The following is a 24592-nucleotide window of genomic DNA, read 5'->3' as shown; positions in this document are numbered from 1 at the left end:
AGTCACCTTCTTGGCGACAACCTTTTTAGGAGCTGCCTTTTTTACCGGTTTTGCAGCTTTCTTCGGAGCAGACTTTGAGGCTGCTGCTTTTTTTGCAACTACCTTTTTTGCAGGCTTAGCGGCTTTTTTAGCCGGTTTTGCTTTTTGAACTTTCTTTGCCATAATCACAATTTAATTTGTTTTACGTATGGAAATTGCTGTTTGTATATCCTCATCAATATCCACAAGGTTTGCATCGCTTTCATTTAAGTCCTTCTCCACCGTAAAATCCGATGCCAAAATTTCCGCGCAAATATAATCTAAATTATTGGTAATCGCGGTATTTATTTTGCTGTTTTCTTGTATCTTAACTCCAATTCTATCGGTCACATCCAAGCCTTTCTCCTTGCGCATATTTTGGATGCGATTAATGATTTCTCGAGCAATTCCTTCCTCTTTTAACAGGGCTGTGATGGTGATGTCGAGCGCAACAGTAACGGCTCCTTCATTGGCCACTTTCCAACCCGGTAAATCCACTGGTATAATTTCAACATCTTCAGCATCAAGTACTATTTTTTCGACGCCCAGCTCAAACGCATAATTCCCAATTAGTTCAATGCTGCGAATAATACTTTGACCGTTTTCGTTTGCATGCGCTTGTATGGACTTCATATGCTTCCCATATTTTTTACCAAGCGTTTTAAAATTCAGCTTCATGTTTTTCACCAGCTGAGAATCTGACTCCGTCACAAAATTCAACTGCTTCACATTTACCTCGCTTAATATTAACTCTTTAACCGCTTCTATTTTGCTTTGGTAACCTTCTTCCAAAATTGGAATTTGAATACGGTTTAAAGGTTGCCGCACTCGAATATTTTCTTTCTTGCGAATCGATAAAACCATACTCGATATCTTTTGGGCGAGTTCCATGCGCTCTTCCAAATTTTTATCCATGAGCTCATTTTTGTATGTGGGAAAATTCGACAAATGAACGGATTCCACTGCATGTCGGTTCGTGACTAAATTTAAATCGCGAAACAATTTGTCTGCGAAGAAAGGCGCAATTGGGCTCATCAATTGAGCAATACACTCGAGACAGGTATAGAGGGTTTGGTATGCCGATATTTTATCTTCAGTGTACTCTCCCTTCCAAAATCTTCTTCTGCACAAGCGCACGTACCAATTACTTAAATGTTCATCCACAAAATATTGGATAGCGCGTCCTGCTTTTGTAGGTTCATAATCGGTGTAACTTTCATCAACAAGTTTTATTAGGGTATTTAGCTCCGACAATATCCACCGGTCTATTTCTGGACGATTTGACAATTCCAAATCCTTTTCAGCATAGCTAAATCCATCAATGTTTGCATAAAGCACAAAAAACGAATACGTGTTGAATAAGGTGCCAAAAAATTTACGCTGAGCCTCTCCTATTCCTTCCACATCAAACTTTAAATTATCCCACGGCTGTGCGTTTGTAATCATATACCAGCGGGTAGCATCGGGTCCATATTTGCTTAAGGTTTCGAAAGGGTCAACAGCATTGCCCAATCGCTTACTCATTTTGTTGCCGTTTTTATCGAGCACCAATCCGTTACTGATTACATTTTTAAATGCAACCGAATCAAAACACATGGTGGCAATAGCATGCAGTGTAAAAAACCAACCCCGTGTTTGATCCACCCCTTCAGCAATATAATCGGCCGGGAAATACTTTCGTTCATCAATCAATTCTTTGTTTTCAAATGGATAGTGCAGTTGTGCATAGGGCATGGCTCCACTATCAAACCAAACATCAATTAAATCGGTTTCGCGAAACATTTTTTTGCCCGATGGGGATATCAGAATAATATCGTCAACATAAGGTCGGTGCAAGTCCATAGCAACGTCCAAACGAAATTTAGTTTTTTCACCAAAAATCTTTTCCGCTTTTGCGATTTCATTTTTTAGTTCTTCGATAGAGCCAATTATCAATTCTTCACTTGCATCTTCGCTTCGCCATATCGGCAAAGGAATACCCCAGTAGCGGGAACGCGATAAATTCCAATCGAGTAAATTCTCCAGCCAGTTTCCAAATCTTCCGGTACCGGTAGATTCGGGTTTCCAGTTAATGGTTTTGTTCAACTCAATCATCCTGTCTTTCATTGCAGTGGTTTTTACAAACCACGAGTCAAGAGGATAATACAAAACCGGCTTATCGGTGCGCCAGCAATGGGGATAGCTGTGCTCGTAAATTTCTTTTTTAAATAACTTTCCCTCTTCCTGAAGTTTCAAAACAATGCGTTCGTCCACACTCAGGTATGCCTTAAGTTCTTTTATTTTTCCATTTGCTTCCAGAATTTTCTTTTGCTTTTGAAATTCTGTTTCCTTCTCTTCATCCGATAAATAGGCTTCTTTTACATACTCATCGCCATACAAAAACACTCCGTCTTGCACTTCCGGCAAAAATTTTCCGCGCTTATCCACTAGTGTTAATGCACCTATTCCGTTTTGTTTTGCCACCCGAAAATCATCCGAACCAAAGCTTGGCGCTATGTGCACAATCCCCGTTCCGTCTTCGGTAGTTACAAAATCGCCTAGCACAACCCTGAAAGCAGCGCCATCTGTAGGTTGTGAGAAATTTAAAAGCTGCTCGTATTTTATACCTTCGAGTTCGCTGCCTTTGATTTCCTTTATGATTTGGAATGGATAATTTTTATCTCCACTTTTAAAATCTTCAAACCGGAGCGTACTATTTTTTTCAGGAAAATATTTGTGAAGCAAGTCCTTTGCTAGAATCACCACTATTTCTTCTTGATTCTTTGAAGTTGGATGAATCGTTTTTACGGCAACATAAACAATGTTCTTTCCTACAGCCAACGCTGTATTTGAGGGTAAAGTCCAAGGAGTGGTTGTCCATGCGAGAAAATAAGTTTCATAATCAGATTCAAATGCAAGCCTTGCTTTTTCAATTATCTTAAACATCGCCACAGCCGTCCTATCCTTCACATCCCGATAGCAACCGGGTTGATTCAATTCATGCGTAGAAAGCCCTGTTCCGGCTGCCGGTGAGTAAGGTTGAATGGTAAATCCTTTATACAATAACTCTTTATCATACAATTTTTTCAAAAGATGCCAAACACTTTCAATGTAGTTATTTTCATAAGTGATATAGGGATGTTCCATATCTACCCAATAACCCATTTTTTGAGTGAGGTCGTTCCAGATATCGGTATACTTCATCACCTCTGTGCGGCAGGCTTTGTTGTAATCGTCAATAGAGATTTTTTTACCAATATCTTCCTTGGTAATTCCCAACTTTTTCTCTACCGCAAGCTCAATGGGCAATCCGTGTGTATCCCATCCCGCCTTGCGTTTTACTTGTTTTCCTTTTAAGGTTTGATAGCGACAAAAAATATCTTTTATAGCACGCGCCATCACGTGATGAATACCGGGCAAGCCATTTGCACTAGGTGGGCCTTCATAAAACACAAAGGGAGTTTTTCCTTCACGGGTGCTTATGCTTTTTTTGAAAATTTTATTGGCTTCCCAATACGTTAATATTTCATCGGCAAGCTGAGGTAAATTAAGGGACTTATATTCGTTATATTTCATTTATGGAATAGAGATGTAAGTAGTGAGTTGTGAGATTAAGAAGCAATTATCAATTTTAAATTGTAGCAATTACTTTTAGCTCAATCGCAATGGGTGTGGGCAAGCAATTTATTTCTACTGTTGTGCGGCAAGGTAAATTATCTTTAAAATAGTCAGCATAAATTCGATTATACGTTTTAAAGTCTTCCTTCATGTTCGTGAGAAAAACGGTTACATCCACAATTTTATCCCAACCACTACCGGCATCTTCTAAAATGTATTTAATGTTTCGGAACACACTGTGGCATTGCGCTTCAATGTCGTAGGAAACAATTTTTCCATTTTCATCCAACTCCACACCGGGAATGTTTTTATTTCCTCTTTCTCTTGGACCCACACCTGAGAGGAAAAGCAGGTTTCCCACTTTTCGAGCATGTGGATAGAGCCCTACCGGCTCCGGTGCTTTGGAAGAATTTATTTTTTCGTCACTCATTTTTTTTCTTTTAAAAAAGGACAGCGAATATAGTTTTTTGAGTACAGAATAACAAGCATTTCGCCCTTTCCGTGGAATTCGCACTTATTTCCATTCTTTTGATTTAGGAATCTATAAGGGTTTGTAATTTCTTTGTAGTTTTACAGCAATCAAGTCAATAAAATTTTGATGAAACGTTTATTCCTGTTGTTTTTCCTAGGCATCCCCTGCATTTTATCGGCTCAAAATTATAACTCAAAACGCATTACCCGTTTGTACGCCACCCCTGTGCAACGCACGTATTATGTGAAGGAACGCTATTTCAAAGGAAATCTTTATGTTGAAGGTCAAGCCGTTCAAAAAATATACAGCAACAAAAACCGTATTGAACTAAAAAAAGGACCATGGAAATGGTACTATAAAAACGGTCAATTAAAAGACTCCATATTTTACAGCGATATGGGTTTGCCTAGTGGGATTGAAATTCGCTACCGAAAAAACGGAACTATTTCTCAACTGGTGGACTATGGAACCAGTACAAATTTTAAGGTAAAAGAGCGCAATTGGTTGCTTACAATTCCCCTTGATTACACGATTACTTATTATTTCGAAAAACCCAACATTCCGCAACGCGTTGAAGTATTCGTGAATCAAAAGAAGAGTGGAAAATGGCAAAAGTTCGACAAGAGTGGAAAACTCATTTCGGAGAAGAACTATGTAAAAGGAAAATTAATTTCACCTCCCTAAAATTAATTGTAATATGGTTATTATAGAAAAAAGCACCCGTGATTTTTTATCAAAACTAAAAGCAAACAACAACAGAGATTGGTTTTTAGAAAACAAAAGCAGTTACGAAAATGCAAAGGCCAATTTTATAGATTTTGTGCAAGAACTAATTGATGGTGTTTCAATTTTTGATAAAGGATTAAAAGGCTTAGAAGCAAAAAAATGCGTATTCAGGATTAACCGCGACATCCGGTTTTCTAATGACAAATCACCCTATAAAAGTAATTTCGGTGCCAGCTTTTCGGCTGCCGGTAAAAATGCCAATGAAGCAGGTTACTATATCCACATTGAAGGAAATAAGGGCTTTATTGCCGGCGGGCGGTGGATGCCTGAACCAGCTGATTTGGCTGCCATCCGGCAAGAAATTGATTACCACAGCAAAGACTTTAAAAAAATACTATCCGCAAAAGAGTTTGTAAATTATTTTGGTGGCCTTTCTGAAGAAGATAAATTAAAAACAGCACCCAAAGGATATCCAAAAGACCACCCTGAACTTGAACTCCTTAAACTGAAAAGTTTTATTGCAGTGCGCGACTTTAATCTAAAGGAACTTTCTGACAAGGATTTTTTGGCAAATTGTATTAAAGGTTGCAAACTTTTAATGCCCTTGAATTCCTTTTTAAATAAAGCAATAAGTTAAGTAACGAAGAAAAATCATTTTTCGTTTTGCTGAAGAAGTGTATTTTTGAAAAAATCTAAATCAAAAAACATGAAAAAATTAACATTCGCATTCCTAGCACTTTTAATGAGTGCAGCCTTACTTGTTCCTAAAACCTCAACTGCTCAAGAAAACAAAGCCAAATGGCCCGAAATGAAAGAATTTCACGGTGTTATGTCGGGAACTTTTCATCCTTCTGAAGATGGAAATCTCGAACCCATTAAAACACGCAGCGCCGAAATGCTTAAAAAAGCAGAATTGTGGCTGAAAAGCACGCCCCCTAAAGAGTTTGACAAACCAAATGTAAAGGAAACGCTTTCACTTTTAGTAGAAGAATGCAAACAAATGGATGTTTTGGTGCAGAAAAAAGCAAGCGATGAAGAGTTAAAGAAAGCTTTGTTTAATCTTCACGAGCGTTTTCATTCAGTTGTTGGCGCCTGTAATGCAGGTGATGAGAAACATTCAGATGGTGAAAAACATTAATAAAGTAGCATAAAAAAGCCCGGCAGAAAATTATCTGTCGGGCTTTTTTATGTTCGATAAAATTACTCAGCTAAAACAATTACTTTATTGTTCAGCACTTCAATAACCCCACCTTTTATATCAAAATTATGAACCACCTGTTTGTTGTCGGTTACTTTAACAACACCATTTTTCAATGAACTGATAAGTGGTGCGTGGCGATTCAAAATCCCCAAAGAACCATCGGTTCCCGGAACTGAAATTGCTTTCACTTCTCCACTGTACAACTTTTTATCGGGTGTAATTATTTCTAAATGCATGTTTCTTGTCATTGGTCATTCGTATTGGAAACATTGGATGTTACATCCACTTTCACAACAAAAAATGACGTGTTACTAATTTGCTTCGGCTAATAATTTTTTACCTTTTTCGATAGCATCTTCAATTGTTCCAACCAAGTTAAAGGCTGCTTCAGGATACTCATCTACTTCACCATCCATAATCATGTTGAATCCTTTGATAGTATCTTCAATTGAAACTAATACTCCCTTTAATCCTGTAAATTGTTCCGCAACGTGGAAAGGTTGTGATAAGAAACGTTGAACACGACGAGCACGCGATACAACCAATTTATCCTCTTCACTTAATTCATCCATACCCAAAATCGCAATAATATCCTGCAATTCTTTGTAACGTTGTAAAATCTCTTTCACACGTTGAGCGGTGTTGTAGTGTTTATCACCCAAAACGGTTGGGGTAAGAATTCGGGAAGTACTATCCAATGGATCCACCGCAGGATAAATACCTAACTCAGCAATCTTACGACTTAATACCGTTGTAGCATCCAAGTGGGCAAAAGTAGTTGCCGGTGCCGGATCGGTTAAGTCATCCGCAGGTACATAAACCGCCTGAACGGAAGTAATAGAACCTCGCTTAGTAGAAGTAATTCGTTCCTGCATCGCACCCATCTCTGTTGCCAAAGTTGGTTGGTATCCTACCGCAGATGGCATACGACCTAATAACGCCGAAACCTCTGAACCTGCTTGGGTAAATCGGAAAATGTTATCAATAAAGAATAGAATATCACGTCCACCGCCCGATTTATTGTCGGCATCTCCATCACGGAAATATTCAGCCATCGTTAAACCACTTAAGGCAACACGCGCACGTGCTCCGGGAGGCTCGTTCATCTGACCAAACACCAAAGTTGCTTTCGATTCAGTAAGCGCTTTCATATCTACCTTGCTCAAATCCCATCCTCCTTGTTCCATGGAATGCTTAAATGCATCGCCATATTTAATAACGTCTGATTCAATAAATTCTCTCAACAAATCGTTTCCTTCACGAGTTCTTTCACCCACTCCTGCAAACACGGATAATCCGGAATAGGCTTTGGCAATATTGTTTACCAACTCCATAATCAAAACCGTTTTCCCTACACCCGCTCCACCAAACAAACCAATTTTTCCTCCCTTAGCGTATGGCTCTAACAAGTCAATAACTTTAATACCGGTAAACAACACTTCGTTTGCTACCGATAATTCTTCAAATTTTGGCGGATCACGGTGAATAGGCATACCGTTAATGTTTGGAGTTGCTCCAATACCATCAATAGCCTCACCTACCACATTGTATAAGCGTCCTTTTACTTGCTCTCCAATGGGCATTTTTATGGGCATTCCGGTAGCAACCACATCCATCCCTCTGCGCAACCCATCACTACTGTCCATGGCAACCGTTCGGATAGTATCTTCACCGATGTGCTTTTGGCACTCCAAAATAATTTTTTGACCGTTCTCTTTGGTTATTTCGAGAGCGTCTAATATTTTAGGAAGCTGCATTGTAGTAGTATCAAAGGATACGTCAATTACAGGTCCGATAATCTGAGAAATTTTTCCTATTTGACTCGACATTATTTTTTGAGTTTAATGTTAACAATTTTGAAATCGAGCGCAAAAGTAAGTTTTTATTGGAGATAATAAAGTACCTATTCAATTTTTATTTTTAACGGGCAATTTTACTGTTTAATCTCCTTGCTGTAAGTGCATTAGAGGCTTCCTGTAACCAGCCTTAAAGCTTTTGATTTAATTCCAATCGTACGGTTCATAGACTTTGCTACAATTTTTTTAAGATTCATTTGCTGCTCTGTATGGGAGTTCAGCATTTTTTTTCTATTTTTGCACTTCGTTCTTTTAAAACTCCCGATTTATCGGGATTGTTTGGGTCGAATTTTTAGTTATAACTATTCGACGCAAGCAAACTTATCAAGAAAGGTGGAGGGACTGGCCCTGTGAAACCTTAGCAACCGTTTGGCTTATGCCGGAAAGGTGCTAACTCCAATTCCGATATTTTTTTCGGGAAATAGATAAGACGAATTAGATTTTGAAATAATTACTCATTATAAAATCTCTTCGGCTTATGCCGGAGAGATTTTTTTTTGTTTAAAATGAATTAGTTTATATGGCCGATATTAGAAAAGAATTAGAAAAAAGAATCCTCGTCATTGATGGGGCAATGGGTTCATTAATCCAGCAATATAAGCTGAGTGAAGAAGATTTCCGCGGAGAACGCTTTAAAAGCTTTCATAAGGATGTGAAAGGAAACAATGATTTACTGAGCATTACACGCCCCGATATTATTGAGGAAATTCATAAAAAATATTTGGAAGCAGGTGCCGATATTATTGAAACAAATAGTTTTAGCGGTACTAAAATTTCGATGGCGGATTACGAAATGCAAGAGTTTGTGTACGACATGAATCTAGCCGCAGCCAAAGTAGCCCGCAAAGCAGCCGATGATTACACTTTGTTAACTCCAAACAAACCGCGCTTTGTTGCCGGTGCCATGGGGCCTACTACCAAATTATTAAGCATGTCACCCGATGTAAATAATCCCGGTTTCCGCGCCATGCTGTTTGATGAATTAGTAGATTCTTATACCGAGCAAATTACTGCGTTAATGGATGGCGGTGTAGATTTAATTTTGATGGAAACGATTACCGATACCCTAAATGCAAAAGCTGGTTTGTTTGCAGCACAATCGGTGTTCGAAAAAAGAGGTGTTTCCTTACCGGTGATGATTTCCGGAACCATTACAGATGCCAGTGGCAGAACCCTTTCGGGTCAAACCGTTGAAGCTTTTTTAAATTCGGTTTCACATGTTGATCTGCTTAGCATTGGCTTGAACTGTGCCATGGGTGCCAAAGACATGCGCCCTTACCTGGAAGAACTTTCCGAAAAAGCGCCCTTTTTTATAAGTGCTTATCCCAATGCCGGTTTGCCCAATCAGTTTGGCGAATACGATGAGACCCCACAACAAATGTGTGTGCAAATTGAAGATTTTTTGCAAAGTGGATTTGTGAACATCGTGGGCGGATGCTGTGGAACCACACCGGAACACATTCGCCACATTGCAGAGCATGCTGCAAATCACGCCCCTAGAAAAATTCCAAGCATTGATAAATACCTACGCCTTTCAGGATTAGAAGCGCTTACCTATCGCCCCGATTCAAATTTTTTAAATGTTGGGGAACGGACAAATGTGACAGGCTCTAAAAAATTTCTTCGCTTAATTAAAGAAGATAAATACGATGAAGCACTAAGCGTTGCGCGCGACCAAGTAGAAGGAGGAGCGCAGGCTATCGATATAAACATGGATGAGGGGATGTTGGATGCAAGCTATGCCATGACTACTTATTTAAACCTTGTAGCTGCAGAACCCGATATTTCGAAAGTGCCCATCATGATTGATTCATCCAAATTTGAAGCGATCGAGGCCGGACTAAAATGTGCCCAAGGAAAGTGTATTGTAAATTCTATTTCCATGAAAGGAGGGGAAGCGGAATTTATTCGGCAGGCAAAGATTGTAAAAAAGTATGGTGCAGCTGTAATTGTAATGGCCTTTGACGAACAAGGTCAAGCAGATTCATTGGAACGTAGAATTGAAATCTGTAAAAGAGCTTACGACATCTTAGTTGATCAGGTTCACTTTGCCCCACAGGACATCATTTTTGACCCCAATATTTTTCCGGTTGCAACCGGCATGGAGGAACACCGTAAGAATGCACTCGACTTTTTTATGGCTACAAAATGGATAAAAGAAAACCTACCATATGCAAAAGTATCGGGCGGGGTAAGCAATGTTTCCTTTTCTTTTAGAGGGAATGACCACGTGCGTGAAGCCATACATGCGGCCTTTTTATACCATGCTATAAAACATGGAATGGATATGGGAATCGTAAATCCGGGTCAGCTTATCGTTTACGATGAAATAGAAAAAGAGCTTTTAGAACTGGTGGAGGATGTTTTACTTGATAGGCGTGAAGATGCAACCGAGCGATTGATAAACCATGCCGAAAAAGTAAAAGGATCCGGAAAAGAAAAAGATGTAAAAGATGAGGAGTGGCGAAAAGAATCGGTTGAAGAACGCATTTCACATTCCCTTGTAAAAGGAATAACCGACTTTATTGATATTGATATAGAAGAAGCCCGACAGAAATACGAAAAACCTTTGCACATTATAGAAGGCCCGCTCATGGCGGGAATGAATGTGGTAGGTGATTTATTTGGCGCCGGAAAAATGTTTTTGCCACAGGTGGTGAAAAGCGCACGAGTTATGAAAAAAGCAGTGGCCTATTTGCAACCCTATCTTGAAAAAGAAAAAGTAGTAGGTTCTAAAAATGGAAAAGTATTACTTGCTACTGTAAAAGGCGATGTGCACGACATCGGAAAAAATATTGTGGGTGTTGTAATGGCTTGCAATGGATACGATATTGTGGACATGGGTGTGATGGTTTCGGCCGATAAAATCCTAGCAAAAGCGAAAGAAGAACAAGTGGATATTATTGGTTTGAGTGGATTAATTACGCCATCACTAGATGAAATGGTTCACGTGGCCAAAGAAATGACACGTGAAGGTTTTACCATTCCCTTATTAATTGGTGGCGCCACCACGAGCAAAGTACATACGGCTGTTAAAATTGAGCCGCATTACGCACATCCTGTGGTGCATGTGAACGACGCTTCGCGCAGCGTTCCTGTGGTAAGTAATCTGCTATCAAAGGATTTAAGGGATAATTTTATTAAAGAAGTGCGCGCCGAAAATGAACGTACCCGTGGCTATCACAAAGCTGATAGAGCACAAGCAAAATATATTTCAATTGCCGATGCGCAAAAAAACAAGTTTAATTTAAATGGCGCAGTTGTTCCACCACCAAAGTTTCTTGGAGTAAAAGTTTTTTCTGATTTCGATTTAAGTGAAGTGGTAGATTATATTGATTGGACTCCGTTCTTTATAAGCTGGGAAATGAAAGGGAGCTATCCTAAAATTTTAAAAGATCCGGTGCGTGGCGCTGAAGCTACTAAGTTATTTGAGGATGCACAAAAAATGCTGAACCGAATTGTGGAAGAAAAATGGCTCACTGCAAAAGCTGTGGTCGGCATTTTTCCTGCTCATTCAAATGGTGATGACATAGAGGTGTACGATACTTCGAGAAAAAATAAAACAGCCAATTTTTATTCATTGCGCCAACAAAGTCAAAAACCAAATGATTTAAAAAATACAGCCCTGGCAGATTTCCTGAAGCCAGCTGATGATTACATAGGAACCTTTGCATTGAGTACCGGTTTCGGGATTGAAAAATGGATTGAGAAATTTGAGAAAGATCACGATGATTACTCCTCCATTATGCTCAAAGCCTTGGCCGATAGATTGGCAGAGGCCTTTGCAGAACTGATGCACAAAAAAGTGCGCACCGAAATATGGGGTTATGCAAGTGATGAAAAACTTTCGAGCGAAGAAATCATAAAAGAAAAATACCAAGGTATCCGCCCCGCTCCCGGATATCCGGCACAACCGGACCATACCGAGAAAATTACCTTATGGAAACTCTTGGAGGTGGAAAAAAACACCGGCATACAACTCACCGAAAGCTTGGCAATGTATCCAACAGCTGCGGTGAGCGGTTTGTATTTTGCACATCCTGATGCACATTATTTTGCGGTGGGCAAATTAGAAAAAGATCAAGTGCTCGATTATGCCAAACGTAAAAACATGAAAGTAGAAGAGGTTGAACGCTGGCTTGGAAGTGTACTAGCCTATTAGCAAAAATTGCCCATGAAAAAGGGCTCAGTTATTAATACTGGCAGGTTCACAAGTTATTTAGTACCCTTTCCTATTTATCTTTTCCGTTTATTTTCTTTGATGAAAAATAAATAGAACGCGAATGGCATTAAGTAGATTTTGGACAATTATTTTTGCAGGAAGCATCCTCTATATTTTTATTTTGCTTTTCACCGGTCGTACCTACACCATTAGCAACGTTGTTAATGGAGCACAAAACGACCCTGTGCTCGTTGGAGAATTGCTTCCGGCTAGCATACAACAAAACGACACTGCTCTATATTCCGCGCTGCTCATTAACAAAGAAAGCGGTTTTCAAAAAGGAGACTCACTATACAAACTCACGAATAAAAACAGTGTAGAAGTGTATTCTGGCAAGCAATCGGCCGACGGAATTTTTATGACATGCAAAAACACCATTTTGGATTTATGGCTTCCCTTAATTGGCTACCTCACCTTCTTTTGTGGATTGCTTCATCTGTTAAGCGATTCAGGAGCCATCAACAAATTTGCAAAAGTACTGACTCCCCTTTTTGTAAAAATTTTTCCTGAACTTCCTTCCGGTCACCCCGCTTACGGCTTTATGACGATGAATTTTGCTGCTAATTTTTTAGGTCTGGATAATGCTGCCACTCCCTTTGGTTTAAAAGCAATGGAGAGCATGCAAGAGGCAAATGAAAATAAATTCAGAGCCAGTAACAGTCAGATTATGTTTCTATGCCTACATGCCGCCGGACTAACCCTTATACCCACTTCCATTATTGGATATAGAGCAGCGCAGCACGCAACCAATCCGGCAGATATCATGTTGCCTTGTATCATTACCTCCTTTATTGGAACACTTGCCGCGCTAATTTTTGTAAGTATTCGTCAAAAAATAAATCTATTGAATTTGGCGGTAATTGCTTTTGTTACCGGAATTAGCGCAGTTATTGGTTTTCTGCTTTTTTACATCAACCAATTATCAGGCACACAAAAAATGCACTTTACCGGAAATCTCAGCAATGGCGTACTTTTGAGCATTATTTTTATGATAATTGTGTACTGTGTAATCAGCGAAAAAGTATTTAGTAAAAACCAAACTAACATCTTCGATTCCTTTGTTACCGGTGCAAAAGATGGGTTCACAACAGGGGTACGGGTGCTGCCTTACATGATTGCTATGCTCGTGGCACTTAGCGTATTCCGTAACTCCGGATTGATGAACACGGTTATGCTTGGTTTTACTGCTGTATTAAAATTATTTCAGGTAAAACAAGAAATCATAAATGCTATACCGGTTGCCCTAATGCGTCCCTTTAGCGCTGGCGGTTCGCGGGGTTTTATGCTCGATGCAATGAAAACCTATGGCCCCGACGGTTTAACCGGACAACTCTCTTGCTTGTTTCAAGGGGCTGCGGAGACTACCTTTTACGTGGTGGCGCTTTACTTTGGATCTGTTAATGTAAAAGAAACGCGTTACACACTTGGCGTGATGTTGCTGGTAGATTTGGTGTGTGTAATTTCTGCTATTGCTGTGTGCAGTATCTATTTTTAAAAAAATTACTTTTTAAATTCTTTCTGGTATTTCCACAGCCGAGGCTTTCCCTCTTCCAACCATGTTATGGCTTCGGCTAATCGCTTGTTGCGTGTGACTTCGGTTTTTGCTTCATTAATCCAATCCGCATATTCTCGTTTACCGGATACCGAGAAGCTTTCAAATGTTTGCTTTGCTTTTTTATTTTTAGCTAATGCGCTAGTTAATTCTTTCGGAACAATCAATTCTTTTTTCACGAGGGGTTTCTTAAGCACTTTAATTCCCTCCTCATTAAGCTTCATGTGTTGTTTTACAAAATCAATAAATACCTTGTCGGGAGGAAGATCCTTGAGTGAAGTCATTCTACCTAAATTTCCCATTGCTTCACCGCCCTGATTTTTCCGCTCGCCCAAAAAATTAGAGGGGTCATTTAGCAACTTCGATTTCCAAAAGCCGCCGACACAATGCTGCTTAAAGGCAGCAAAACTAAATAAGGGTCCCTGATATTCAAAGCTGGGCATGCCCCATTTTATAGTCTCCTTAACTTCCGGACAAGCGGTGTGAACTAACTTTCGCAAATGTGTCATTACCGGCTGTGCAAAAGGTTGTGCTTTTGCGATGTATGCATCAATCCTTGTATCTCGTGTTGCCATTCTTGTTGGTATTTAGCTTCTCAAAATTAGAAAACGAATAAATTCCTCCAAAGTTAATGCTTCAATTTTTACACACTAGTTTCTGACTTTGTGTTTCTTAAGCTGTTACTATACATTGCCTTAACACTGCCTTCGCTCCGCTGAAAAGTAAGCGCTAAAAAGGCTATGTCGTTGGTATGCTCAATCGCTGTGCGGTAAAAAATAATTTCCTTTTCGCTCCAAGGTTCGTGTGAGCGCGGGTAGGTTTTGCGGAGTTCTTGCACTGCTTCACTTAAACTTTCATTGGGCTTTTCAAGTGGTAAAGTACTTATTGCCAGTATCAGGTTTTTTTTCGATTGTTCACTCAGCCGATTATACACCGGTGCTTCAAAAAAATCATTCCGCTTATTTTCTATCTCTGCATAAAAATTCTTTTCAAAATAATTTCCCAAAATGGGTCGCAAGGCTGCATATTTTGTTAACCCCTCCATAACACCATAAAAGCTGAGAGCTTGTTCGTTTGCACTATACTTATCCTTTTCAGACGCGATTAATAATTTAGCCAAGGTGTGGTGCGACAAACGAATGCCATTTTTTTGCATCTCATCGGTATAAGCCTTAATCTTTTCATCACTTAAAAAATCGCTTGCTTGAACTGTTTTGTGAATCCCATTGGCACTGCAATACTCCGTAATGATTTTTAAAAAATCGCTGCCATAACGTAGCATTTTTGTTTGAGAAACACCGGTTAAATTTAAGAGCTCATTTTCGTTTTGAGGCAATCGCTCCACCATTGCTGTTAGCGTGGAGTCACCAAAAACAATAAAAGGAGGCATGCCCAAACTGTCGGCAATTTGTTTTCGTAGCACACGCAATTCCTCAAACAACGGATGAAGTTTTGATTCCTCTTTGTTTGCTGCTGAAATTCTTTTTTCCTTCACTTTTCGCTCCACTATTTCCGGTTGAACCAGATGTATTTTAGCTCTTCCATGAAGTACTTCTTTTCCAAAAGCGGTGGTTTTTAATGCATAGTTATCGTCATACGCCAGCTCAATTAATCCAAGTTGCAATAGTTGCATCAAGTAGGCTTGCCACTGCTCAAAACTCAAGTCGGCTCCCTGCCCATAGGTTTTTAATTTATCATATCCTTGTTCAAACACTGCTGCACTTTTTGAGCCACGTAATATATTTATAAGCATCGAAAATCCAATCTTTTCATCGGTCCGTATCATTGCCGATATGGCTTTTTGAGCGTATAAACTTCCATCAATAAACTGAGGCGGGTTTTTGCACACGTCGCAATTTCCACAATTTTCGGTCATGCTTTCGCTGAAATAATTCAACAAAATTTTTCTTCTGCAAATTCGTGCTTCTGCCAATTCCTGCATTTGACGAAGCTTCTCGAGGTTTAAATCCGGATTACCACTATCCGTTGCAAAACGCTTCAGTAAAATTAAATCGCCAACGGAGTAATACAAAACTGTTTCACTGTTTAATCCATCTCTACCGGCTCGGCCAATCTCCTGATAATAACTCTCAATGTTTTTGGGTAAATTAAAGTGAATCACATAACGCACATTCGATTTATCTATTCCCATTCCAAAAGCAACTGTCGCAACAATTACCCGAATATCATCCTTTGTAAAAGCTTCTTGTACTTCCGACCTATCCTCTGTGCTCATTCCGGCATGGTAATGGGCACACTTTATTCCCATTTCGGTAAGTTTCTCAACCACCTTTTCGGTATTCTTTCGTGAAAGGCAGTAGATAATTCCTGAATCATTTCGGTGCTTGTGTATGAGACTGGCTATTTCACTAATCTTTTTTGCTTCGTTGATGCCTCGCTTAACCGTTAGACTTAGATTTTTGCGGTCAAATGAAGAAATATAAATTTCGGGATTACGTAAGTTCATTTGCACAGCAATATCCCTGCGCGTTACTTTATCAGCTGTTGCGGTTAAGGCAATAAATGGAACGGAACTAAACTTCTCCCTTAAAAAACTAAGTTGAAGGTATTCGGGTCTGAAATCATGCCCCCAACTGCTGATGCAATGTGCCTCATCAATGGCCACCATCGAAACATTTATTTCATTTAAAAAGGTATCGCGCATCTGCTGAATGGTTTCAGGAGCCATATAGAGTAATTTAGTTTTACCATTGCGGCACTTTTCCTTAACCTCTAGTATGGCCTCATAGCTGAGTGATGAATTGATAAACTCTGCTTCTACTCCATTGGCACGCAAAGCTTGCACCTGATCTTTCATTAAGGCAATGAGTGGTGAAACGACCAGCGCTGTTCCTTCCTTCATCAATGCCGGCAATTGAAAACATATGGATTTACCCCCACCTGTTGGCATTAACATTAATACATCTTTATTCGCCAATAAGGCATTAATACAGGCTTCCTGCATAGGCCGAAAACTGTCGTACCCGTATTGCTTTTTTAATACTTCAAGAGCGCTTACATCCATTTCGTAAATGTACTATTCGATTTATATATTGATTTTACTTTTTCAAACCTAATAAATGAATTTTCTGAATCAGCTGATTTAGGCAAATATCATCCCTTAATGCGATAAAAATACAGACGGAGACACCATTTATTTCTATAAAGAAGTAATTCATTTTGTTTTTTTCAAAAAATACTGTTTATTTGGTCTACCAATTTTTTAGAATCAGTTATGAAACAGCCTAACCGCTTGTAAATTAATTAATCTACCCCTTATGAAACTAAAAATTACGCTCATCTTAACCTTATTTACAAGTGCTATATTCGCTCAAGTAAACCCCAAGGGTGTTAAGTATCGAAGAAGCTCACTTTACACATTAATGATTGATGACACCAGCCGAGCCCATTATTCGACTATTAAGTATGCATTTATGCATGCTCCTTTTCCGGATAAGTTTAACAACCACAATTTAATTTCTCGTTCAATTGTTTCAAATCCGGAAATTAAAAAACAAGAAAAAAATATCGACAGCTACCTGAATATAAATGAGGTGGCAAAAAAAGCGGTAGCAAAATGGTTTAACCGAAGTGCAAAAGGAGGATTTAACATGAATCTTATTTCCGAGAGAGGTTCTTACAACGCTAGCGAAATGGATGCGCGTACTGCACTGCTTAATAAACGTGGTTTAGCCTTATTGGCGGATGCAGGTGAAGAATTAATTGGAAATACATTTGTACTCATAAGTGAATTTAAATACACCAATAAGGAAGAAGTTGCAAGCAAGACCACCGGATTTTTAAACGATGCCCTAGCCGCCTCATTGGCTCAGGGAACAAGCGGAGACACGGCTAAAACTCGGCAACAAATTGATGCTGCCAATAAAGTAATTACCGAGTTGGGAAGCGGTTATGTAATTGTTACCACATCTTATCTCTATCGCTTAAACTGGACCGATTCCATATCATCCGTGTTTTACAACCAATATTGGACTGATGATGCAAACCTAGATACCAATAAAGTTAAGGCTTTCAATAAATCCAATATCTTTACCCTTACCTACATTGGCTCCGAAAAATCTTGGGCGGATGTCCAAGCGTTAAAAAGCATGAAAATTGATGAAGACACCTTAATTGCTCGTGCAACTGTAAAAGCCGCCGATAAAGTAATTGCAAAGCTTCAGCGCAACCACGAAGAATTTAGAACCAAATCACCCTTAATTAACATTAATCCAATTGCGGCCGAAGTAGGGCTGAAAGAAGGAGTTGAATTTGGCGATAAATTTCAGGTGCTGGAACAGGTTATGGATGAAAATGGCAAAACATCTTATAATAAAGTGGGTATGATTAAGGCATCACGTGAATTGGGTGTTTGGGATAATCGCTATATGGCCGGAGCTGAAGGAGATACCGCTCAGTCACATAAATACACCCAGTTTAAAAAGGTCAGTGGCGGTGAGTTTTATCCGGGAATGCTTATTCGTCAAAAAAATTAATAACCAACTAAACTACTCTATATACTAACTAAATCAAAAAACAATGACAACAAAAAACGGAATAAATTTGCTAAAATCAACAGCTGTTGCAATTGCGCTCTTGCTTGGAACAGCACTTAGCAACAAAGCGTCTGCTCAAGCAGCCCGCAAGGCGGATAAAGACACCAAAAACTGGGAATACGAAATTGAATGTGCCGGTGTGGGCACCGATGGAACCTACCTGGTAAAAGTTTGGAGCTACTCTAAAAAAGCAAATGTAGCGCTTGATCAAGCTAAAAAAAATGCAGTCCACGGAATTGTATTTAAAGGATTTGCCGGAGGGGCACAGGGCTGTACAGCTCAAAAACCTTTAGCGAGTAGCCCGGCAATTGAACAAGAAAAAGCTGATTTTTTTGATTTGTTTTTCGCCGATAACGGTAAATACATGAAATACGTAGGTAGCTCTGGCGACCAAGTTGGAGAGCGAGTTAAAGTGGGCAAGGAGTATAAAGTTGGCGTAATCGTATCTATTCAAAAGGATGCCTTGCGCAAAGATTTAGAAGCAGCAGGAATTATTAAAGGACTATCTTCAGGTTTTTAACTATGAGACAACTAACCAAACTATCACTTATAAGTGTGCTTATTGCAAGCATGCTATACTTTAGCGCTTGCCATCCTCAAAAAAAGATTGCAGGGAACTATACTTATGAAACCGAGTGCATGGGAACAGAAATGGACGGCTCTCAAACCCTAAAAGCATGGGGGTATGGTAAAAACAGAGTAGATGCTGTGGAGCAAGCTAAAAAAAATGCCGTGCGCGATGTACTCTTTAAAGGAATCCGAAATGGAAAAACCGAGTGCAATGTAAAGCCTGTTGTTTTTGATGTAAATGCGCAGGAAAAATATGAAGACTTTTTTAATAAGTTTTTTGCCGATGGCGGTGACTTTACGCAATATGTAAACCAAAAAGACGAGCCACTTATTCCTAAGGTTTTAAAAGATCGGAAAGCAGCCGATACGGGAGTAGAATATGGTGTTATTGTGCGCGTACTTCGTGCAGAATTAAAAAAGAGAATGATTGCTGAAAATATTGTTTTACCTTAAAAAAACTACCTATGAAAAAAATTTCTTTATTTCTTGTATGCCTTTTGTTTATGGCAAGTCAAAGCTTTGGACAAGCAAAAAAACCTACCATAATGGTGTTGCCAAGCGACGTGTGGTGCAATACGAACGGCTATATGATGGAATTCGATAATCAAGGAACCAAAGTTAAAGTTCCCAATTACAAAAAAGCTTTTCAGGAAAATGCAGACTTGCTAACAGTGATAAGTAAAATTAATGGCCTAATGGCAGATAGAGGCTTCCCTTTAAAAAATGCGGAATCGGCTCTTAAAACGCTAGAGTCTGAAAGTGCTGAAAATGCAATGCTAACCAGTAAAGGCGGTGCTGCTGTTGCGGAAAGCCCTGTTGATAAATTAAAGAAAACAGCTAAAGCTGACATTATTATGCAATTAACTTGGACGGTGAATACTACCGGCCCCAAAAAATCAATTACGTTTAACTTGCAAGGCTTGGATGCTTACACCGATAAGCAGGTTGCTACCGCAGTTGGAACCGGAGCTCCCTCCTTTTCTGCAGACTTACCGGTTTTGTTGGAAGAAGCTGTATTGGCGCATTTGGATAACTTTAATGCTTCCTTGCAAACCCACTTTGATGATATGTTTGCGAATGGGCGCGAAATCATTATACGTGTTAAGAAATTCGATTCTTGGGATGGTGATTTGGAAAAAGATTTTGGCGGAAAAGAATTGGGAGATGTGATTGAAGGCTGGTTGAAAGACAATACACAAAAAGGAAGATTCAGTACTACAGATGCAACCGAAAACATGATGTTGTTTGAGCAAGTGCGAATTCCTTTGTACGATGCCGGTGGTAAAGCAATTGATGCTAGAGGATTTTGTAAAGATTTGCAGAAGTTTTTGCAAGCTCCTCCTTATGGCATTACAAATAAGCTAATGACCAAAGGCCTTGGACAAGCTACCATTGTATTAGGCGACAAATAATTTTAAAAAAACTGAAATGAAAAAAGGAATTAAAAACATGTTTCTGCTGGGTGTAGCTTTCGCTCTTGCAAATTCAGGATACGCCCAAAGCAAAGAGGAATTGAACCGAATTGCAATCAGTTCCTATGTTTCCGATCAAATAGCGGCCTTTCCGGAGGCTGCAAAAGATCAGCTAAAAAACAAATTGAGCCAAGTAGTCACACAAAATGGTATGACTGGTGGTTTAATTGGTTCTCGATTTATTATCACCCCAAATATTAATGTACTTACAAAGGACATCATTGCCGGACCTCCTGCAATGAATGCGCTTACCCTGGAAGTTACTTTATTTGTTGGTGATGGGGTAGATGGAAAAAAATTCGCAAGTAAATCAGTAACTGTGAAAGGTGTTGGAACCAATGAAACCAAGGCTTACATAGAGGCTTTACGCATGATTAAACCAAACGATCCGGGAATCATGAGCATGTTGGAAGATGCACAAAAAAAGATTATCAATTATTACAACACCAGTTGTGATGCGATTGTAAAATCGGCCGAAGGAGCTGCATCTACCGGAAATTATGAGGCAGCCATTGCCCAACTTACCTCTATTCCAGATGTGTGTAAGGCTTGTTACGATAAGGGAATGGCTGCAGCTACTCCTATCTATAAAAAATACAACGATTTTAAATGCGGTACCAAACTTGCCGAAGCCCGCGCTGCCTGGAATGCAAATCAAAATGCACAAGGTGCAGGAAATGCCGGAGTAATTATGGCTTCAATCGACCCGAATGCAAGCTGTTATTCGGAAGTACTTGCCCTGAATAAGGAAATAAGTGCACGCATGACAGAGCTAGGAGATAAGGAATGGGACTATAAATTTGAAGAAAGACAAGGCGATGTGGAAATTGAAAAGGCGAGAATAAAGGCCTATCGAGACATCGGTGTTTCTTACTACAGCAAACCGGTAACCATTTACAATGTGCGTGGATGGTGGTAATTTTCAAAAAGAAAAGAACAACAAAAAGGGCTGTTTCAAAACGAAAACAGCCCTTTTTGTTGACATGATAAAATTATAGGAAAATTTATTTTCCTATAATTTTAAATTCCGTTCTTCTGTTTTGCTGACGTCCATCTTCAGTATCATTGCTGGCAATCGGTTGATCTTTTCCATAGCCAACATAGGTAAGCCTATCGCCTGTTATGCCTTTTCCAATGAGGTAATCTACCACTGCTTTGGCACGGCCATCACTTAGTTTTTTATTGAGCTCAGCACTTCCTTTACTATCTGTGTGTCCACTAATTTCAATTTTTAATGTGGGGTTATCATACAACAATTTTCCTAGTCGTTCCAATTCATTCGTGGATTCCGAGCGTAACGTTGCCTTTCCGTTATCGAAGAAAATATTTTTGAGTACGATGGAACTTCCAATATCAACACTTTTTAAACTGATATCCTTCACCACTTGCTGAAAGGCTGCGGAGGCTGGAATATCAAAGTTTTCGGACTGAAATAAATAGCCGTCCTTTTTAACGGCAATTCCATAGTTTTTTCCTGCAGGAAGGGATACCAAATATTTTCCACTTGCACTGTTGGATGTAAAAGAAGCAATGGAAATATTTTGTTTATTGTCCACAATTTCGATGGTCGCTTCCAATGGCTTCTTTGAGATTGCATCGCTAACTATACCTTTCAAGATGGTAAGTTGCGCTTCCTTTATTTCGAGTGTTGGTGCAAGCACAACTTCTTTAACCGGTGCGGCAATGCTGGCTAACAAATTATCTTCGTTATTCAGCACCATTGGTTTTTCGGCTCCCAAAAAGGTAACTAAAAAAATATCTTTTTCACCAATACCGTTATCACTATACGAACTGTAGTAGCCGTGCTTTCCGCTTGCCGAAATCACAAAAAAGATATCATTATCTGGTGTATTAACAGGATATCCCAAATTCTCAGGCTTCGACCATTTTCCGTTTTCATACACCGACTTAAAAATATCATATCCTCCCATCGTATTATGACCTTCAGAACTGAAGTACATGGTTTTTCCATCAGGATGAATAAATACTCCTTCTTCTCCATAAGGAGTATTTATGGTTGGCCCTAGATTTATTGCTTTTCCCCACTTTCCATTTTCGTCCTTCGTGGAAATGTAAATATCTCGATCGCCTATACTCGTTTCCGGATTATCCGAAACAAAATAAATCGATTTCCCATCCGGAGCGTAACATGCCGAAGATTCATGAGCGCTTGTGTTTATATTTCTTCCAAGTGGTTGTGGTTCACCCCATTTATCGCCAATTAAATTGGCTTCATACAAATCTCCATGTCCGGTTGCGTTGTAAACTAAGAACTTTTGCCCATCTGCACTTAGTCCTGAATTTGCATCATGATCATTTGTATTCACAGGAGGACCAAGATTAACCGCTTTTGACCATTTGTTGTTTTGCTTTGTAGAGATATAAATATCTTCCATATATTCATTAATTCCGGGATCCATTGCTCCTCCTGTTGTTCCATCTCGTCGAGAAGTAAATAGCATTACCGATTCGTCAGCAGAAATTACCGGTCCGTAATCTGAATACTTCGAGTTTACCTCAGGGCCTGCATTGTCAATAAAAACACGAATTGGTTTTTTAACAAGTTCGATACCTGTTTTGCACTCTTTTATTTGTTGTTGTGCTTCTGCTTGTAAATCTTTGAAATCTGTCCCGCTACCACTTGCTTGTGTAAACTTTGTAAATTGTATAATTGCCTTTTCAAACTGTAAATCCAATTGATAGGCCCATCCAAGGTAATAAGCCGATTGAAACTCTATCGCAGGATTTAGTTGAATGGCCTTTTCTAAATAGGTTATAGCCTTTTTTTTGGTGCTGGAAAACAAATAACATCTCCCAATTTTATAATTTAAATAAGCATTATTGGGGTTAAATGTATTAGCAAGCAAATAGGGATCTAGTGCCATTTTATAATAGGAGATTCCTTGACTAAAAAGCTCATCCCCTTTGTCTAGATTGTCCTTTGCTTGCTCTAGTCCTTCTCTGTTATCCGGAAAGTTACCCTTTGTAAAATCAACATTTTGAGCCCGGCTTACAGAAACAATCAAAACCAACAAATAAATTAATTTCTTCATAAAATTGTATTGCGTTTTATCCAAATTTATTCTGTCCTGTTTAGGTGTAATGAACACATCAACACATTCAACATCTCTTATGTGCCACGTATTAATGCTTTTTAGCTCATTCTGATTAGTTTCATTGCAAGAGCCCTGTTCATATACCATGCTTTAATTTCACCGCCGAAAATTGCTCCATTTTTCACTCGCTCTATTTACAATCACCGGCATAATTTTTTGCTGCATCAATGCCAAGTCCAATCGCTTTTTTCCAATCTTCACAAGCACCTTCCTCCTCGCGCAACATTTCACGGGCAATTCCTCTATTCAAATAGGCGTATCCATAGCTTTCATTTTGTTGAATTGCTTTTGTACAATCTTCTGCGCTGCCTCTGTAGTCTTTTAACTTATATTTTGCCGCTGCTCTATTGTTGTATGCAAAGGAATAGGCTGAATTGAGAGCAATTGCCTTACTAAAATCAACTATGGATCCCTCAAAGTCGCCAGAATCAAATTTGGCACTTCCTCTGTTGTTGAATGCTTCTGCATAATCCGGTTTTCGGGAAATGGCTTCCGAATAATCAGCAACAGCACCCGTTAAATCCCCTTTTTTGCGCTTGGCACTTGCTCGATTATTATACACAAATGGAATTTCAGGGTTTAGGCTAATTGCTTTGCTATAATCTTCAATTGCGCCATCAAAATTGCCTTGCATGCGTCTTGCACTTCCCCTGTCGTTATAAGCATACGCAAAATCAATTTTCCATTTTATCGCTTGGGTATAATCCTCTTCAGAGCCTTTGTAATCCTCCTTTTCAAATTTTATTCCGGCTCTGTAATAGTAGGCTTGGGTATAGTCTGTTTTTAATTCAATAGCTTTGTTATAATCCTGAAAAGCCTCCTCTTTCATCCCGGTGCTATATTTTGCTTGTCCTCTTTCAAAGTAGCTATCTGCAGCAGGTGCAATCGAAATTGCTTTATCAAAATCCATTATTGCACCCGTAAAATCTTTCATCACCGATTTGGTCGTGGCTCTGTTAAAAAGCGCACGTTCAAAGCCTTCGCGCAAGGCAATAGCTTGATTAAAATTAGCTAATGCAGCAGTATAGTTTTTTGCTGCAAAATCAGCAATTCCGCTGTTATAGAGTTTTTCGGCCGCCTGTGATCCATCGTCTAATATCTTGGCTTTAACAATACTGTCAATTTGTGCTGTTGTTGCAACGCTAATTGCCATTGCAAAGAAGAAAAGCAAATACACTCTTTTCATAAGGCTTATTTTTTGTAGCATAAAAGTACAATCATTTTTGATTCAGCA

The 24592-nt window shown here is 39.2% G+C and carries 18 protein-coding genes and 1 riboswitch; of the genes, 10 read left to right on the top strand and 8 right to left on the bottom strand.

Annotated features, from left to right (window positions below; translation table 11 throughout):
• Positions 1 to 171: 171 nt before the first annotated feature.
• On the bottom strand, positions 172 to 3573 hold the full coding sequence (locus IPP32_03840; GenBank protein MBL0047211.1) for an isoleucine--tRNA ligase: 3402 nt from the start codon (positions 3571 to 3573) through the stop codon (positions 172 to 174).
• Positions 3574 to 3628: 55 nt separating this feature from the next.
• A complete protein-coding gene (locus IPP32_03835) occupies positions 3629 to 4045 on the bottom strand; it encodes a RidA family protein (GenBank protein ID MBL0047210.1) in 417 nt (138 codons plus the stop codon).
• Positions 4046 to 4213: 168 nt separating this feature from the next.
• Here IPP32_03835 and IPP32_03830 point away from each other — a divergent pair, with 168 nt between their 5' ends.
• From IPP32_03830 to IPP32_03820, 3 genes are all read left to right on the top strand, one after another.
• The gene (locus tag IPP32_03830; GenBank protein MBL0047209.1) at positions 4214 to 4771 is read left to right on the top strand and encodes a hypothetical protein; all 558 of its coding nucleotides are present in this window, start codon (positions 4214 to 4216) and stop codon (positions 4769 to 4771) included.
• Between the two features lie 19 nt (positions 4772 to 4790).
• A complete protein-coding gene (locus tag IPP32_03825; GenBank protein MBL0047208.1) occupies positions 4791 to 5450 on the top strand; it encodes a DUF2461 domain-containing protein in 660 nt (219 codons plus the stop codon).
• 69 nt (positions 5451 to 5519) lie between these two features.
• Complete coding sequence (locus IPP32_03820) at positions 5520 to 5951, top strand: hypothetical protein (protein MBL0047207.1); 432 nt, start codon at positions 5520 to 5522, stop codon at positions 5949 to 5951.
• A gap of 62 nt (positions 5952 to 6013) precedes the next feature.
• Here the strand turns inward: IPP32_03820 and atpC are convergent, their stop codons facing one another.
• Positions 6014 to 6250: an ATP synthase F1 subunit epsilon gene (gene atpC / locus IPP32_03815; GenBank protein ID MBL0047206.1), complete on the bottom strand. Its 237-nt coding sequence runs from the start codon at positions 6248 to 6250 to the stop codon at positions 6014 to 6016.
• 75 nt (positions 6251 to 6325) lie between these two features.
• Positions 6326 to 7843 carry a F0F1 ATP synthase subunit beta gene (locus IPP32_03810; protein ID MBL0047205.1) on the bottom strand — a complete coding sequence of 506 codons (1518 nt, stop codon included), beginning with the start codon at positions 7841 to 7843 and terminating at the stop codon, positions 6326 to 6328.
• 345 nt (positions 7844 to 8188) lie between these two features.
• A riboswitch (SAM riboswitch) is annotated at positions 8189 to 8302 on the top strand.
• Between the two features lie 88 nt (positions 8303 to 8390).
• On the opposite strand from IPP32_03810, the gene metH reads away from it, so the two are divergent.
• Both metH and IPP32_03800 read left to right on the top strand, forming a co-directional pair.
• Positions 8391 to 12032 (top strand): methionine synthase, encoded by a 3642-nt coding sequence (gene metH, locus IPP32_03805; protein ID MBL0047204.1) that lies wholly within the window; start codon positions 8391 to 8393, stop codon positions 12030 to 12032.
• Between the two features lie 121 nt (positions 12033 to 12153).
• Positions 12154 to 13587: a spore maturation protein gene (locus IPP32_03800; protein MBL0047203.1), complete on the top strand. Its 1434-nt coding sequence runs from the start codon at positions 12154 to 12156 to the stop codon at positions 13585 to 13587.
• A gap of 5 nt (positions 13588 to 13592) precedes the next feature.
• Here IPP32_03800 and IPP32_03795 read toward each other — a convergent pair whose 3' ends face one another.
• Together IPP32_03795 and recQ are read right to left on the bottom strand one after the other, a co-directional pair.
• Entirely contained in the window at positions 13593 to 14219 is a 627-nt protein-coding gene (locus tag IPP32_03795) for a YdeI/OmpD-associated family protein (GenBank protein ID MBL0047202.1), read from the bottom strand.
• 68 nt (positions 14220 to 14287) lie between these two features.
• Positions 14288 to 16669, bottom strand: coding sequence for a DNA helicase RecQ (gene recQ, locus IPP32_03790; protein MBL0047201.1), 2382 nt, complete (start codon positions 16667 to 16669; stop codon positions 14288 to 14290).
• Positions 16670 to 16922: 253 nt separating this feature from the next.
• Between recQ and IPP32_03785 the strand changes: the two genes are divergently transcribed.
• Genes IPP32_03785 through IPP32_03765 form a run of 5 tightly spaced genes read left to right on the top strand, consistent with a single transcriptional unit; the run spans position 16923 to position 21161 of the window.
• Positions 16923 to 18140 (top strand): hypothetical protein, encoded by a 1218-nt coding sequence (locus IPP32_03785; protein ID MBL0047200.1) that lies wholly within the window; start codon positions 16923 to 16925, stop codon positions 18138 to 18140.
• Between the two features lie 43 nt (positions 18141 to 18183).
• Entirely contained in the window at positions 18184 to 18720 is a 537-nt protein-coding gene (locus IPP32_03780) for a hypothetical protein (protein ID MBL0047199.1), read from the top strand.
• A gap of 2 nt (positions 18721 to 18722) precedes the next feature.
• Complete coding sequence (locus IPP32_03775) at positions 18723 to 19223, top strand: hypothetical protein (protein ID MBL0047198.1); 501 nt, start codon at positions 18723 to 18725, stop codon at positions 19221 to 19223.
• An 11-nt stretch (positions 19224 to 19234) separates the two neighbouring features.
• On the top strand, positions 19235 to 20182 hold the full coding sequence (locus IPP32_03770; GenBank protein ID MBL0047197.1) for a hypothetical protein: 948 nt from the start codon (positions 19235 to 19237) through the stop codon (positions 20180 to 20182).
• 16 nt (positions 20183 to 20198) lie between these two features.
• Positions 20199 to 21161 (top strand): hypothetical protein, encoded by a 963-nt coding sequence (locus tag IPP32_03765; GenBank protein ID MBL0047196.1) that lies wholly within the window; start codon positions 20199 to 20201, stop codon positions 21159 to 21161.
• An 85-nt stretch (positions 21162 to 21246) separates the two neighbouring features.
• Here the strand turns inward: IPP32_03765 and IPP32_03760 are convergent, their stop codons facing one another.
• Positions 21247 to 23295 (bottom strand): OmpA family protein, encoded by a 2049-nt coding sequence (locus tag IPP32_03760; protein MBL0047195.1) that lies wholly within the window; start codon positions 23293 to 23295, stop codon positions 21247 to 21249.
• 193 nt (positions 23296 to 23488) lie between these two features.
• Positions 23489 to 24544 carry a tetratricopeptide repeat protein gene (locus IPP32_03755; GenBank protein ID MBL0047194.1) on the bottom strand — a complete coding sequence of 352 codons (1056 nt, stop codon included), beginning with the start codon at positions 24542 to 24544 and terminating at the stop codon, positions 23489 to 23491.
• Positions 24545 to 24592 lie beyond the last annotated feature (48 nt).

This window comes from Bacteroidota bacterium, from assembly GCA_016721765.1.
In the GTDB taxonomy this organism is placed as follows: Bacteria; Bacteroidota; Bacteroidia; order UBA4408; family UBA4408; genus UBA4408.
The sequence above is the reverse complement of the archived record's forward strand: the minus strand, read 5'-3'. Positions and strand labels throughout refer to the sequence as shown.